Source organism: Idiomarina sp. H2, assembly GCF_004364275.1.
Lineage (GTDB): Bacteria > Pseudomonadota > Gammaproteobacteria > Enterobacterales > Alteromonadaceae > Idiomarina > Idiomarina loihiensis.
In genome coordinates this window covers 19,850-33,824 of the sequence record NZ_SNZY01000012.1, presented here as the reverse complement: position 1 = coordinate 33,824, position 13,975 = coordinate 19,850, and the positions used below count along the sequence as shown (strand labels likewise).

The window sequence follows — 13,975 nt, the reverse complement described above, 5'->3', positions numbered from 1 at the left end:
GGCCAGGCGCTACAGCCGTAGTGTTACGCTAACTTAGCAAAAGCTTTTTCAGCGGCATTCAGAGTGTTTTGAATGTCTTCTTCGCTGTGCGCTGCCGACATAAAGCCGCCTTCAAAGGCCGATGGCGCAAGATACACGCCTTGCTCTAACATGGCGTGATAAAACGTCTTAAAGTGCTCCATATTACACTGTGTGGCCTGAGCGTAAGTGGTTACTTCGGGCTCTTCAGTAAAAAAGAAACCAAACATAGAACCGGCGCGATTTGTTGTCATTGGCACGCCAGCCCGGTCAGCACGCTCCTGTAAACCGTCAAGCAGTGTGTCAACGCGTTGGTAAAGCTGGTCGTAAAGCCCTGGGGTGGATAACTGCTGTAACGCTGCCAAGCCTGCTGCCATGGCGACTGGGTTACCCGATAAGGTTCCTGCCTGATACACAGGGCCAACCGGTGCAATGTAGTCCATGATTTCTTTTTTACCGCCAAACGCGCCAACCGGCATGCCACCACCAATCACTTTACCTAAAGTCGTGAGGTCTGGTTTAATCTTATAGCGATCCTGAGCGCCGCCCGGAGCTACACGGAAGCCGGTCATAACTTCGTCAAAAATCAGAACTGAACCGTGGTCGTCACAAATGCTGCGTAAGCCTTCCAGAAAACCGTCAACCGGTGGAATACAGTTCATGTTACCGGCTACCGGCTCAACAATAATGCAGGCAATTTCATCGCCCATTTCAGCGAAAATTTGTTTCACCGATTCAATATCGTTGTAAGTCGCGGTTAAGGTATGTTTCGCAAAGTCTTCCGGAATGCCGGGAGAGTTAGGAACGCCCAGAGTCAAAGCACCTGAACCAGCTTTAACCAGCAAGGAGTCGGCATGGCCGTGGTAGTTACCTTCAAACTTCAGAATTTTATCCCGGCCGGTATAGCCGCGTGCCAGACGAATGGCAGTCATAGTGGCTTCAGTACCGGAATTCACCATACGCACTTTTTCAATAGAAGGGACTATTTTGCGAATAGTCTCCGCCATGGTGATTTCAACTTCCGTCGGTGTGCCGAAGCTCAGGCCTCGCTTGGCGGCCTGCAGGGTGGCTTCTAACACTGCCGGGTGGTTATGCCCCAAAATCATTGGGCCCCATGAGCCGACGTAATCGATATAACGTTTGCCGTCTGCATCAATCATATAAGCGCCTTCAGCACTCTCAAAGAAGATGGGGCTGCCACCAACGCCGTTAAAAGCCCGAACCGGCGAGTTAACGCCGCCAGGGATACTGATTTGTGCTTTAGTGTATAGTTCTTCTGAGCGACTCATGTCGTAACTACCTCTTTACTGTTGGCTTTTTTCGCTGTACCAGATGACATCACATTGGTGTTTATCAACCTGATCAACGACCCCAAGTGTTAATGCAAACAGAGCCATACGAATGAGAACTCCGTTGTCAGCCTGACGGAAAATAGCCAGGTTGGGGTTTTGGTTTAAGTCGTTATCCAATTCATTAGCTTCGGCGCGCGAATCCCGCGGCAAAGGATGCATGATGACCGTATTGGGTTTGTAGTGTTTAGTGTAAATGTCCTGATTTAAACGAAACTTACCGCGATACTGATCAGCGTCTTCCGGGCTGGCAAAACGTTCTTGCTGAATTCGAGTCTGATAGACAATATCAGCGTCGACAATACCGTCGACTTTTTCTGTAACCGTTACACGGTGACCTGCGTTTTCCAGCGTATCTAATACGGAGCTCGGCATAGAAAGTTCACGTGGCGAAATTAAAGTGAACTTAATGTTCTTGTACATAGAGAGTAAAGTGGACAGTGAATGTACTGTACGTCCGTACTTCAAGTCGCCAATCATGCAAATGTGCATGTTATCAATGCTCTGCTGATGGTACGCCAGTTCTTTCTGGATAGTGTAAAGGTCCAGCAGTGCCTGAGTCGGATGCTCGTTTGCGCCGTCACCGCCGTTAATGACCGGTACCCGACTGCCTTCAGCAAACTCTTTTACTGAGCCCGACTTGGGGTGGCGCATGGCAATAACGTCGCTGTAGCTGCTTAATACGCGAGCGGTGTCGTACAGCGATTCACCCTTTGCAATGGCCGAGCTTTCCATGCCGGTGGTTTCGCGGACTTCGCCCCCTAACAGGTTGAACGCCGTGCCGAAGCTTACCCGGGTACGAGTCGAAGGTTCGAAGAAAAGATTACCAAGGATAGCGCCGTCAAGAACTCGAGTGCGTGTTTTACGCCGGGCGTAAGGTTGCATCTTGTCCGCAACGGAGAATATGTAGTCAATGCTGTCGCGATTGAACTGATTTACAGAAAGAATGTTGGAGCCGGTGAAATTCATCTTTGGGTGCGCCTCTGCCGCAGAATGTCACTGGGCGCACACTATAGCAAATCATGCGGCACAAGAGAATCTAATAAGGCTTAACTACCGCTAAAATGATAATAGCGAAAAGTGCCAGTACCGGGAGCTCGTTAAACACTCGGTAAAACCGGTGGCTGCGGCGGTTGGTGCCGGTTTTAAAGTCTTTCAATAGTTTGAAACAGTAACCGTGATACACAAAAAGTAGTAACACCAGTACCAGTTTAGTGTGCATCCAGCCACTGGCAGCAAACCACGCTGAGCCGTAGGCAAAAATAAGCACCACACCGAAAACGAGGGTAAGAATGGCAAAGGGGGTGACGAAATACAGTAAACGCCTTTCCATTATACAGAGTTGCTCGTCCACGGCAGGCTTGGCGTTCATTGCGTGATAAACAAACAAACGTGGTAAGTAGAAGATGCCGGCAAACCAGGCCACCATAAAAGCAATATGCAGGGCTTTAACCCAAAGTATCCATGTCATGCGAGTTCTCTCTGTAGGGCTTTACGAACAAGTTCCCAGGTAACAATGCCACAGGGCTGGCCATCATCGGTCTCATAAATGTACACAGCCCCCCGACGCTTGGGTCCAATTTCATCATACACTTCGGCCAGAGTCGATGTGACCCGAACTCCTTTGATAGGAGTGTAACTCAGGCTGGGACTGTCCCCGGCGTTTATATCATAAGTTACCAGACGATAAAGTGCCTGATTATCTTCATCGACTGACATGACAATAACGGTTTTCGCCTGCGCAGATTCAAGTGAGTCAACCAGTTCGTTCTGAGTGGGCTCAAGCAGCAATTTGAAATCTGTTTCCATGACGTTTTCAACACCGGTTTTCTGTAATGCGACATGCACCGGAGCCAGCTGGTAAGGCAAACCCTGCAACTCTAGCTGGGAGATGAAAATGGATTTGGATTTCAGTAACTGACTGGAAATGAGATAAGCAGGTACAATCACTAGCATAGCGGGGATAATAATTTCCACACTGCGAGACAACTCGACAATAGCGAGCAGAGCTGCCATTGGTGCGTGAATACAGGCCGCTAAAATGCCTGCCATTCCCAACAGAATGAAGCTGTCGAAGGACAGTGGCTGTTGAATATCCAAACCGTTAACTGCACCGACAAATACCGCTGCAATAATGGCTCCAATACCGAACACGGCACCAATTAAACCGCCGGGTATACCCATGCCCAAAGCAATAGCTGAGGCAAAAAGCTTTGCTATGAGTAAGGTGGTCAATAGCGACATTTCACCCTGATGATTCAACACCTGCTCAATGGCTGTAAGCCCCGGACCTAAGCTGCTGGGAATTATGACGGCCAGCATAGCCGTTATAAGGCCAGCAAAGAGCAAACGGGTAAGCAATGACATGTCTTGTACGGTTTCCATGACATCCAGCATGAGCTTTTTGAACAAAACCCCGACAAAACCCAGTACAACGCCCAGTAGCATCACCCAGGGTAACTGTGTGGTGGGGATATCCTGGGCTGAGAGCACGGCCAGCTCAGAAGCGACACCAAAAATTTCTTCGGTAATGAGCGAACCAGCCACCGCCGACAGCATAACCGGTATAAAAACGTGAACTTTGTATTCCCGCAGTACCACTTCCATTACCAGAACCATAGCGGCCAAAGGTGTATTAAAAGAGGCCGCGATAGCTGCGGCTATACCACAGGCGGCAAGGGTTCGTATGGCGTTTTTAGGGGCGTCGAAATGAAAACCAAGCCAGGTAGCTGCCGCTGCACCTAAATGAACGGCGGGCCCTTCACGGCCGACACTGAAGCCGGCAACTAATGAAATTATTCCCCCAAAGAATTGGTTCACCGTACTGCGCCAGGGCAGCATGCCGTAGTGCTGTTTCATACGGTGGATAACGTAGGGAATACCCATTCGCACGTGTTTAGATCCCGATAGCCGAAACAGAACATAAACAATGGCGGCAGCAATAATGGGGAGTAAAAAGCGGTAAGTAGTTGGTAAAGGCTGTTGCCAATAGCTACCATTGCCGACAAGATAAGCGCCTTGCTCAATCGCCAAACGGAATCCGGCAATCATAAGAGCTGCAAGAATACCGCCGGCAAGACCCATTAAACAAATGGCGATAGTGGTCGATGGGGTCGCCAGCTGTTTGCGCAGTTGCTGTCGGAATACCGAGTTAGAGGCCATTTAAAATAAGATCCTTACCTTAAACCGTGGGATGAGCTTGCATATTTATCAATAACATATCAGCATAAACGCTTGATGGAAATGAGCTGGAAGTTATGAAGCCCTATTTTAACCTGAAATACTGGCAACAGCGCTGGGGAGCTTTCCCGGTATTTGTGTTGTTGATCTGTGTTGCTGTTTTGGTTGTTTACCTGGCTTACCTAGCCGGAGTTTGGCATGCAAAAGCCTTGAAAGAAGAAGTTTCCAAACAGTCGCAACAACTTGAGCAGCTTTATCAGCGTATTGAGCAGATGGAGTATCAACGCCATGTGCTGCAAGTTGAGCTAGACATTGAGCGCTCGGCAAACCAAAGTTTGCAGGACGAGTTGAGTGCGTTACAGAACGATAATTATGGTTTACGCCGAGACTTAGCGTTTTATCAGAAGATTATGGCGCCGGAGCTACAGGAAAGCGGCGTTACGATAGATTCTTTAACGGTTACTAAGAACCGTTCAGAAAATCATTTCCATTTCTCTCTGGCGGTATTGCAAATTGAGCAGCGTCGTAACTTTGTTCAGGGGAATGTTACAGTTGAACTGGTCGGCCGCATTGATGGTAAGAAAGAGCGTTATGACTTACTGAAACTTGCCAATATAGCGCAAGATGAACGGAGCTTTTCTATGCGCTATTTCTCTTTGTACGAAGGCGACTTCTTTATGCCTGAAGGGCTTGTGCCAGAACGGGTTGAAGTAAAAGTGCAGCTAACCAAAGGTGGTAGAGGGACACTGGACCGAACCTTTTTCTGGAAAGAAATTAGCCGCGGAGATGCCAACCCCGGTGTGCGTAGTGACGGCGATACTTGACCAAAATACTCAGGTAAGAGAAAATAGCAGTAGAGTTCAACCAAGGTAGAGAAATCATGAGCAGTGCAGCAGAGCAGGCAATGCCGATTGAGTTCACTGAACAAGCGGCAAGCAAAGTGGGTAAGCTGATTGCTGAAGAAGAAAACCCAAACTTAAAGTTGCGTGTTTACGTAACCGGAGGCGGTTGTTCGGGCTTCCAATATGGTTTTACCTTTGATGAAAAGAAAAACCCGGGTGATATGGAAATAGAAAAAAACGGCGTCACCCTGCTGGTTGATCCAATGAGTTTACAGTATTTAATGGGGGGCGTGGTCAGCTACGAAGAAGGACTGCAGGGTTCACGCTTTTTTGTCGACAACCCTAATGCCACAACAACCTGTGGTTGTGGTTCGAGTTTTTCCGTTTAGGCTTTAGTTCCTTCCCTCGGGAACAGCTGAAAGTTTTCGGCTTTTCCGCTAGAATAACCTCACAATTTTTTGTGAGGTTTTTTTATGAGCGCGTACGCAGAACACATCAAGACAATTTGTAGCCGCTTTGATAAAGCGTTAGAGGACAACAATTTTGAATCGGTACTGGTTTACTCGGGCCAGCCACGAGTTGATTTTCTCGATGATAACGCGCCGCCGTACCGGGTTAATCCGCTATTTAAATATTGGGTTCCGGTCACAGAAAGCCCCAAAAGTGCTATTTTTTATCGCAAGGGCAGTCAACGTCCTACGGTTTACCTATTCCAGGCTCGGGACTTTTGGCATGCTCCGGTGAATGTGCCGGAAGAAGAATGGCAGCAGCATGTTGATTTAAAAATTATTGATGATTTAAGTATGCTGACTGAAGACTTAGGCAGCGACTTGGAGCAGTCCGCTTTTATTGGTGAAGACTTTGCACAGCCAGTCAGTGACTGGAAAGTAAAAGCACGTAACCCGCAGGCATTGATTGATCATTTGCACTTTCACCGCTCAATAAAAACTCAATGGGAAGTGGATAATTTGCGCGAAGCCAACCGCTTAGCGGCAAAAGCCCATGTTGCAGCAAAAGAAGCCTTTTTTGCCGGTAAGAGCGAGTTGGAAATACATCATGCTTATCTTGGCGCTATCGACTTTCGTGAGTCGCAGGTGCCCTACAACAGTATCGTTGCGCTGAACAGTCACTCGGCAATTTTGCATTACGACGTATACGACACTGTTCCGCCTAAGCAAATCCGTTCGTTCTTAATAGATGCTGGTGCACGCTACCGTGGTTATTGCTCCGATATAACCCGCTCATACGCTTATGAAGAAGGTTTCTACGCGAATCTGGTAGAAGCTATGGATAAAGCACAACAAGAGCTGTTGAGCGAGATTAAGCCCGGTGTGAGCTATTACGACCTGCATGTGTCGATGCATCTGAAAGTCGCGCAAATTTTAAGTGACTTTGAGTTTATTAAAGGTAATGCACAAAGCATTTATGACAAAGGTTACACCAGTGCCTTTATGCCACACGGATTAGGCCACTTTATTGGTTTGCAGGTACATGATGTTGGCGGTTTCCTGAAGGACGACAAAGGTAACAGCTACGAGCGCAGTGAGCGTCATCCGTTTTTACGCTTATTACGAGACATTGAAGTTGGCCACGTCTTCACAATTGAGCCGGGCTTATATGTGGTCGATCAGCTACTGGAAGAGCACAAAGACAGCGCAGATATTAACTGGGAGAAAGTTGATGAGCTGCGTCCATACGGCGGTGTACGTATTGAAGACAGCATCGTGGTTGGAGCCGATGGTAATGAAAACCTGACGCGTGATGCGTTTAAAGAACTGGGTGCCGAATAAAGAGTCTATTGATGTAGGACTTTAGCGCCTAAAACAACCGGGTGACTGGCTCCTGTAACTTCAGGCTGGTTGCCCGGTTTTTTATGCTCGTAACACCAGCCTAGCCAGGCAAAAGCGATTGCCTCAACCCATTGCGGGTCAACTCCTAAACTCGCTGTAGTATCGCATTTAATCGGCGCTAAAAGTTGAGTTAAGCGCTCCATCAATAATGGGTTTCGGGTGCCGCCACCACAAAAATAAGCCGTATCGGGTTGTTGTGGCAAGGTTGTCAGTGCATCTTTGATGCTAATAGCGGTAAGTTCGGTCAAAGTGCGCTGTACATCAGCCGCGCTAATGTTGTGTCCGGTCAATTGTCGTTGCATCCAATTCAGGTTGAACTCCTCGCGCCCCGTACTTTTGGGAGCTGGCTTAGCAAAAAACGGATGCTGCAATAAACGCTTTAGCAGGTCAGGCTGAAGTTTGCCTGCTCTCGCAAACTGAGCATTTTCATCGAAGCTTTTACTTGAGTCATTATGCTGAACCCATTGGTCGAGCAAGGTGTTGGCAGGTCCTGTATCGAAGCCCAGTATGTTGCCGTTATGGCCAAGCCAGGTGACATTGGCAATACCACCTAAATTAATCACCGCAATGCTTTGATTCTTTCGGGCAAAAACTTGCTTATGAAAAGCTGGGACTAACGGCGCACCCTGGCCACCTGCGGCAATGTCTTTGCGACGAAAATCGTAAATCACATCAATGCCCGTACCCAAAGCTAACCGTGTAGGGTCGCCAATTTGACAGGTGTAGGCTGGTATTGAGTTGGGCTTGTGGCGAACGGTTTGTCCGTGACTGGCTATGGCGGTAATGTCTTTTGCTGCGATACTGACTTTTTCAAGAAGCCGCTCTACGACTTTGGCACTGAGCTCGGAAAAAGCAATGTCTAAACCGGCCAGTTCATCGGCCTGCCAGTTGTCTGTGTGGCTTAAAGCCAATAAGCGAGTACGCAATTCCGGGGGGAAAGACAAAGAGTGATGAGCTTCAAGTCTGGGCGTGCCTTGCGCATCTATCTGGACCAATGCCGCGTCAACCGCATCCATACTGGTGCCCGACATCAGTCCAATATAACGCTGAAACATTACTGCATCGCCAGGTAAACGCGTCTGTTGTCGTTTAGTATGGCCATTACCTGATCCGCGTGTTGACGGAAAGCCGGTAATTCTGATTCACCTAGCGACTTGGCTTCCGGCAATTCCACCGTACGAGGGTTACGATGTACGCCGTCAACAAGGAATTCGTAGTGTAAGTGTGGACCCGTTACCCGGCCTGTCGCGCCAACGCGACCAATTACCTGACCCTGTTTAACACGGTCGCCTGTTTTCACGTGCTTACGGCTAAGGTGTAAATACTTAGTCACGTAGCGTTCGCCGTGTTGCACAAAAATATAATTACCATTCAACGAGGTATAACCAGCCGCGATAACTTTACCATCACCAGAAGACATTACTGGCGTGCCAGTAGAGGCTGCGTAATCTATACCATTGTGCGGGCGCACTCTTCCGGTAACCGGATGTAAGCGGCGAGGGTTGAAGCTCGAGCTTATGTAGGTAAAGTTAACCGGTGAACGCAGGAAGGTTTTGCGCATGGCGCGACCGTTCGGCGTATAATATTGTCCATTATCGTGAAGAATGGCCTGGAAGTTCTCATCGCGGTTTACAAACTCTGCCGCTAAAATTTTGCCGTAGCCAACAAACTCGCCATCTACATAGTGCGTTTCATAAAGTACGCTAAATTCGTCGTTTTTACGCAAGTCTAAGGCAAAGTCGATATCCCAGCCAAAAATATTGGCAATGCGCATAATTTGGTTGTCAGTCAAACCCGAGTCGATACCGGCATTCCAGAAGCTGGAGTCAATAACGGCATGAGTGAATTCTGTACGAACTTCAACTTTTTTAGTTTCGATTTCAGCAACAAAGCTGTCGTTTTGACGAGTGATAATAAGCGTTTCTGTATCGTTTATCTGGTGCGCTAGCTGCACCAGGTTATCGTCACTGTCAGTCGCAAAGCGAAGCAAATCGCCAGGGTGAACTTTACGAAGATATTTGGCTTCATCGCCGGACTCGGTAACGCGATACAGTTGCTGGGCGCTAAAGCCTACTTTGCTAAATATTTTAGCTAAGCTGTCACCCGATTTAATCTGATAGGTTTGCCATGTTAGCTCTGAGTTTTCGGTACTTTCATCTGAGCTGGGTTGCTCAAAAGCTAAATCGAGCTGGTAACGTTTACCTGGCATCAACTGCTCTGCTGAAGTACTGTTCTTAGATGCCGTGGCAGGTTCCGACGGAATGATCAGTAATAGCAAGAGGGCAACGCTGATCGCACTGATCAGAATTTTATGAGAATGCGGAAGTTGCAGAAACATCCGCTGAATTTTGGTGACAGATTTTAATGTCATATTATAGCGCACTTCACTTTCTTTATTGTGATTATCCAGTAAACATGTGTCAGCAAACACGGGGATTACCGCACCTGTTTACGACCACGGAATAACCTTATGGTTTCGAGGATAATACGAAAAAATGAAGAATACCAGATCATTGAGCTTAAAACAGTGGTAATAATGGCGTAAAATGGCTGGTTTATGAGTTTTTACAGTTGGAGATGAGGATGAAAACCGAAGTGGCGGAAGCTATTGCCGAGATTACTCGCGGTGCCGAAGAAGTTTTACTCGAGCAGGAACTGGCTGAGAAGTTGGCCAGTGGTAAGCCACTGACAGTGAAAGCTGGCTTTGACCCAACGGCACCTGATTTACACTTGGGACACACTGTTTTAATTAACAAGTTGAGAGTATTTCAGGACTTTGGTCATAAAGTGGTTTTCCTTATAGGGGATTTCACCGGCATGATAGGTGACCCTACAGGTAAGAATGTGACCAGAAAGCCGCTGACCACGGAACAGGTTATTGCTAACGCTGAAACTTATAAAGAACAGGTTTTTAAAATTCTCGATCCGGCTAAAACCGAAATTCGTTTTAACTCCGAATGGATGTCGAAAATGGGGGCAGCCGATATGATTAAACTGGCTGCGCGCCAGACTGTAGCCCGTATGTTAGAACGTGATGATTTTAAAAAACGCTACCAGAACAATCAGTCGATAGCTATTCACGAGTTTTTATACCCATTGGTTCAGGGCTGGGATTCGGTTGAATTAAAAGCTGACGTTGAGCTGGGCGGAACCGACCAGCGCTTCAACCTGCTCATGGGTCGCGAACTGCAAAAAGAAGAAGGACAGCGTCCACAAACTGTCATTATGACGCCGTTACTGGAAGGGCTGGACGGTGTGCAGAAAATGTCAAAATCGCTGAATAACTATATTGGCATTACGGAACCGGCAAATGACATGTTTGGTAAAATTATGTCGGTGTCAGATGAGCTCATGTGGCGTTACTTCCAGTTACTCAGCTTTCGTTCCATTACTGAAATTGACGAGCTGAAAGCGGCTGTAGCCGACGGCAAAAACCCACGTGATGTGAAAGTTTTGCTGGCAAAAGAAATCATCGCTCGCTTTCACTCGGAAGACGACGCTGAGAAAGCCGAACAGGATTTTATCCAGCGTTTCCAGAAAAATGCTTTACCGGACGATATTCCGGAAAAGACGGTGCAAGTCGGAGCTGAGGGAATGGCAATAGGTAATGTGCTAAAAGAAGCCGGCTTGGTTGAGTCCACCTCGGAAGCGTTACGAATGATAAAACAAAATGCCGTTAAAGTGGATGGCGAGAAATTCAGCGATTCGCGTTACCTGTGCACAGAAAAGGACTCTGGAGTTTATCAGGTGGGTAAACGTCGCTTCGCTAAAATTAACTTAACGGCGTAACAGCGTTAATTATTGAGGCAATAAAACCGTGAAATATAAAAAGGCGCCTTTAAAGGGCGCCTTTTTTGTTTCTGCAGTTCAGAGGTTTTTGCTTTAGACTCTGAAACTCTTAATTGAGTCCTGGAGCTCATCGGCCAGTTTAGCGACTTCGTTAGACGCTTGAGCTGTTTGTTTGGAACCAGAAGCCGTTTGTTCGGCAATGGAAACAATAGACTCAAGACGCTCGCTGATATCCTGCGCAGTACTGCTTTGCTCTTTCGCTGCATTAGCAATATGGTTACTGCTGTCAGACGCCTGATGCACTGACTCAGTAATAGATTGAAGTGCCTGAGCTGCTTCATCGGACTGCTGCACACTGAGCTCAGCCTGCTCGCGGCCTTTATTCATTACGGTAACCGCTCGCTGAGAGTCATTCTGCAGATTCTCAATCATGTCCTGAATTTCTTCAGTGGACTCTTGAGTACGGCTGGCCAGAGTACGAACCTCATCAGCAACAACCGCAAATCCGCGACCTTGCTCACCGGCACGTGCCGCTTCAATGGCTGCGTTCAGTGCAAGCAAGTTGGTCTGGTCGGCAATACCTCGAATGACATCCAGAATGCCACCAATGTTTTTGCTGTTTTCTGACAACTGATCGATAACTTCCGAAGCGCCTTTAATTTCACTAGCCAAGCCTTCGATAGTCGCACGGTTTTTGTCTGAAATTTGACGAACGCGTTTTGCTTCATCGTCAGAGTGTTGAATTTCGCGTAAGGCCTGTTCTGCACCGTCAGCCATCTCGCTGGCAGTACTATTCATTTCCTGAGTGGCCGTGGCTACTTGCTCAATTTGACGGCGTTGTTCGTCAATGGCATTAGTTGTCTCGTCTGAAACATTGGAAGACTGCTCCGCGGCCGTAGCTAGTTGAGTTGCACGGTTCGCAATACCTTCAATAAGTTTACGTAAATTGCCGGTCAGTTTATTGGTGTTTGAGGCTAGTTCACCAAATTCGTCCTGCGAGCTATAGTCAACCCGTTCAGTTAAATTACCATCAGCCATAATATTCAACATATGGTTAACACGTGCCAGTGGGCGACTGATGCTACGCACGGTATACCATGAAATGAACACAGCTAAAACAATAGAAATAATGGTAATAATACTATTGAGCCAGCTACTGGTTGAGATAGAGTCTGTCACTGAAGCTCTTGTACCGTCAGCTATTCCGCGAACAGCAGTTTGTAGACTATCAGTTTCAGTCATTAATTTATTTAGCTGAACCTCTGATTTGTTGAGAGAATCTTCTGAGTCCACACGAAGTTGTTGACGACGAATGACATTGTCCGGATACGAACCCGCGCCCTGAAGGCTGTCGAGCGCATCACGAACGGTTGTAATTGCATCATCGATCATTGTTCCTGCCGCCCCTGTTGGCTCGTCATCTAATACCTGAAGGCGGGGACGGATACTGTCGATATTAATATCTATTTCGCTGCGAATGATTTGAGCACTGTCTAATTTATTCGCTTTGTTCAGGTCATACATTAAAGTGATGAGACTGGACAGTGACGATTCGATGTTGCTGGCTTCACGGGAGATTACTTCGTTATTAGAGGCGTCCATGGTGTCCAGCAGCATGATAGCGGCATCATCGATATTGAATGCAATTTCATCTAACTGTGAGGCAGTAACATTCTGCAGTTCGAGGTATTCGCTGTGCTGACTAAACAGGCGATCTATCAGACTAATGTACTGGCGTGAGTCTTTTTCCAGCTCATTAATCTCGTCACTCTGACCGTTCCCCTGAATAAGCTCTTTAAGTTTCTCAAGAGAGGAGAAAAGCAACTTGTTAGACTCATTGAATTCTTTTCTATGAGCTTCTACCTGTTCTAAACTTTCATCATAAAAAGTTTCTAACTGAACTGTACCCAGCTCGAGAATATCGACTTTAATAGCCGAGACTTGATTCAGTGCCGGTACCGCCTCATCGTTGAGTTTATCAACCGACGAACCTATGCTGTTGATATTAAACAACGAGCTTAAGCTAATGATGAGTAATAGCAAAGTAATGATGGCAAAACCACCGATAACTCGCATGGCAACAGTAATTTTCATGAAACTTTCCTCAGCACTGCATGATTATAATTATCACTTTCCGGTCAAAGCCGGTTCGTGAAAGAAGGTTTTATTCTCAACGCTGTATAACGTCATGTACTGACCCCATACACAGCCAGTATCCAGCGCTATCACATCCTGACGGCGGGTTTCGCCCATTAGCGCAGCCCAATGCCCGAATAATACTCGATTCTCAGATTCTGGCCAAAAGTTAAACCATGGCTTATACGAATCCTGCGACGAACGCTTATATGGATTATCTTTTTGAGAAAAATCCAGTTCACCTTCCAGGTTACAGTAACGCATTCGGGTAAACGCGTTCACTATAAAACGGTATCGGTCAAAACCTTGCAGACTTGAGTCCCATTTTTCCGGGGAGTTGCCAAATAATTGCTGCATAAAGCTTTCAAACTCATTGCCAGTAATAACTTTCGTGACTTCCTGCGCGTATTGACTGGCTTGTTCGAGTGTCCACCATGGGTAAATACCGGCGTGAGCTATTACCGTATTGTGCTCTTCCAGCTGGTGAAGCAAAGGTTGGTGGCGAAGCCAGTCTAACCAGTGATAGCGGCTGCTGTCTTCTAGCAATGCGTTAAGCTTATCTTTCGGGTTAGGCTGCCGGTAACCCAGCAATACTGCCATTAAGTTTAAATCGTGATTACCTAATACGGTGTGTACCGAGTTACTGTTTTCGTAGAAAAAACGCAACGCATCGCGCGAATCGGGGCCGCGCGCGACAATATCACCTACACACCACAATGAGTCGTTTGCAGGGTTAAAGCTGACTTGAGTAAGCAGGGCTTCAAGTTCGCGGAAGCAGCCCTGAATATCACCAACAACGTAATTGCTCATA

At 47.2% G+C, this 13,975-nt stretch carries 12 protein-coding genes; 4 read left to right on the top strand and 8 right to left on the bottom strand.

Annotated features, from left to right (window positions below; translation table 11 throughout):
• Positions 1-23: 23 nt before the first annotated feature.
• The 4 genes from hemL to DET62_RS13485 all read right to left on the bottom strand — a co-directional run bounded on the left by hemL (position 24) and on the right by DET62_RS13485 (position 4,529).
• Entirely contained in the window at positions 24-1,307 is a 1,284-nt protein-coding gene (gene hemL / locus DET62_RS13500; protein WP_110014306.1) for a glutamate-1-semialdehyde 2,1-aminomutase, read from the bottom strand.
• A gap of 15 nt (positions 1,308-1,322) precedes the next feature.
• Positions 1,323-2,336 carry an aspartate carbamoyltransferase gene (locus tag DET62_RS13495; protein WP_110014307.1) on the bottom strand — a complete coding sequence of 338 codons (1,014 nt, stop codon included), beginning with the start codon at positions 2,334-2,336 and terminating at the stop codon, positions 1,323-1,325.
• A gap of 70 nt (positions 2,337-2,406) precedes the next feature.
• Positions 2,407-2,838, bottom strand: a complete 432-nt coding sequence (hemJ, locus tag DET62_RS13490) for a protoporphyrinogen oxidase HemJ (protein ID WP_011235470.1) — start codon at positions 2,836-2,838, stop codon at positions 2,407-2,409.
• Positions 2,835-4,529 carry a chloride channel protein gene (locus tag DET62_RS13485; RefSeq protein WP_110014308.1) on the bottom strand — a complete coding sequence of 565 codons (1,695 nt, stop codon included), beginning with the start codon at positions 4,527-4,529 and terminating at the stop codon, positions 2,835-2,837. The genes hemJ and DET62_RS13485 overlap by 4 nt, the downstream gene beginning before the upstream one ends.
• A 95-nt stretch (positions 4,530-4,624) precedes the next feature.
• Here DET62_RS13485 and DET62_RS13480 point away from each other — a divergent pair, with 95 nt between their 5' ends.
• The 3 genes from DET62_RS13480 (at position 4,625) to pepQ (ending at position 7,179) form a co-directional block, all read left to right on the top strand.
• The gene (locus DET62_RS13480) at positions 4,625-5,371 is read left to right on the top strand and encodes a DUF6776 family protein (protein WP_011235468.1); all 747 of its coding nucleotides are present in this window, start codon (positions 4,625-4,627) and stop codon (positions 5,369-5,371) included.
• A gap of 56 nt (positions 5,372-5,427) precedes the next feature.
• Complete coding sequence (gene erpA, locus DET62_RS13475; RefSeq protein WP_011235467.1) at positions 5,428-5,778, top strand: iron-sulfur cluster insertion protein ErpA; 351 nt, start codon at positions 5,428-5,430, stop codon at positions 5,776-5,778.
• Between the two features lie 84 nt (positions 5,779-5,862).
• The gene (gene pepQ, locus DET62_RS13470; protein WP_110014309.1) at positions 5,863-7,179 is read left to right on the top strand and encodes a Xaa-Pro dipeptidase; all 1,317 of its coding nucleotides are present in this window, start codon (positions 5,863-5,865) and stop codon (positions 7,177-7,179) included.
• A 5-nt stretch (positions 7,180-7,184) separates the two neighbouring features.
• On the opposite strand, the gene DET62_RS13465 is transcribed toward pepQ, so the two are convergent.
• Positions 7,185-8,294 (bottom strand): anhydro-N-acetylmuramic acid kinase, encoded by a 1,110-nt coding sequence (locus tag DET62_RS13465; RefSeq protein ID WP_110014310.1) that lies wholly within the window; start codon positions 8,292-8,294, stop codon positions 7,185-7,187.
• Positions 8,294-9,670 (bottom strand): peptidoglycan DD-metalloendopeptidase family protein, encoded by a 1,377-nt coding sequence (locus DET62_RS13460; protein WP_034822047.1) that lies wholly within the window; start codon positions 9,668-9,670, stop codon positions 8,294-8,296. Before DET62_RS13460 ends, DET62_RS13465 begins: the two co-directional genes overlap by 1 nt.
• A 152-nt stretch (positions 9,671-9,822) precedes the next feature.
• Here DET62_RS13460 and tyrS point away from each other — a divergent pair, with 152 nt between their 5' ends.
• Positions 9,823-11,028 carry a tyrosine--tRNA ligase gene (tyrS, locus tag DET62_RS13455; RefSeq protein WP_011235463.1) on the top strand — a complete coding sequence of 402 codons (1,206 nt, stop codon included), beginning with the start codon at positions 9,823-9,825 and terminating at the stop codon, positions 11,026-11,028.
• Between the two features lie 93 nt (positions 11,029-11,121).
• On the opposite strand, the gene DET62_RS13450 is transcribed toward tyrS, so the two are convergent.
• Both DET62_RS13450 and DET62_RS13445 read right to left on the bottom strand, forming a co-directional pair.
• The gene (locus DET62_RS13450) at positions 11,122-13,122 is read right to left on the bottom strand and encodes a methyl-accepting chemotaxis protein (protein WP_110014311.1); all 2,001 of its coding nucleotides are present in this window, start codon (positions 13,120-13,122) and stop codon (positions 11,122-11,124) included.
• 33 nt (positions 13,123-13,155) lie between these two features.
• A complete protein-coding gene (locus DET62_RS13445) occupies positions 13,156-13,974 on the bottom strand; it encodes a symmetrical bis(5'-nucleosyl)-tetraphosphatase (protein ID WP_110014312.1) in 819 nt (272 codons plus the stop codon).
• Between the last annotated feature and the right edge of the window lies 1 nt (position 13,975).

Excerpts from the sequence above, each read along its gene's own strand:
- hemL (WP_110014306.1), bottom strand. The coding sequence starts at position 1,307 with ATGAGTCGCTCAGAAGAACTATACACTAAAGCACAAATCAGTATCCCT.
- DET62_RS13495 (WP_110014307.1), bottom strand. The coding sequence starts at position 2,336 with ATGAATTTCACCGGCTCCAACATTCTTTCTGTAAATCAGTTCAATCGC.
- hemJ (WP_011235470.1), bottom strand. The coding sequence starts at position 2,838 with ATGACATGGATACTTTGGGTTAAAGCCCTGCATATTGCTTTTATGGTG.
- DET62_RS13485 (WP_110014308.1), bottom strand. The coding sequence starts at position 4,529 with ATGGCCTCTAACTCGGTATTCCGACAGCAACTGCGCAAACAGCTGGCG.
- DET62_RS13480 (WP_011235468.1), top strand. The coding sequence starts at position 4,625 with ATGAAGCCCTATTTTAACCTGAAATACTGGCAACAGCGCTGGGGAGCT.
- erpA (WP_011235467.1), top strand. The coding sequence starts at position 5,428 with ATGAGCAGTGCAGCAGAGCAGGCAATGCCGATTGAGTTCACTGAACAA.
- pepQ (WP_110014309.1), top strand. The coding sequence starts at position 5,863 with ATGAGCGCGTACGCAGAACACATCAAGACAATTTGTAGCCGCTTTGAT.
- DET62_RS13465 (WP_110014310.1), bottom strand. The coding sequence starts at position 8,294 with ATGTTTCAGCGTTATATTGGACTGATGTCGGGCACCAGTATGGATGCG.
- tyrS (WP_011235463.1), top strand. The coding sequence starts at position 9,823 with ATGAAAACCGAAGTGGCGGAAGCTATTGCCGAGATTACTCGCGGTGCC.
- DET62_RS13450 (WP_110014311.1), bottom strand. The coding sequence starts at position 13,122 with ATGAAAATTACTGTTGCCATGCGAGTTATCGGTGGTTTTGCCATCATT.
- DET62_RS13445 (WP_110014312.1), bottom strand. The coding sequence starts at position 13,974 with ATGAGCAATTACGTTGTTGGTGATATTCAGGGCTGCTTCCGCGAACTT.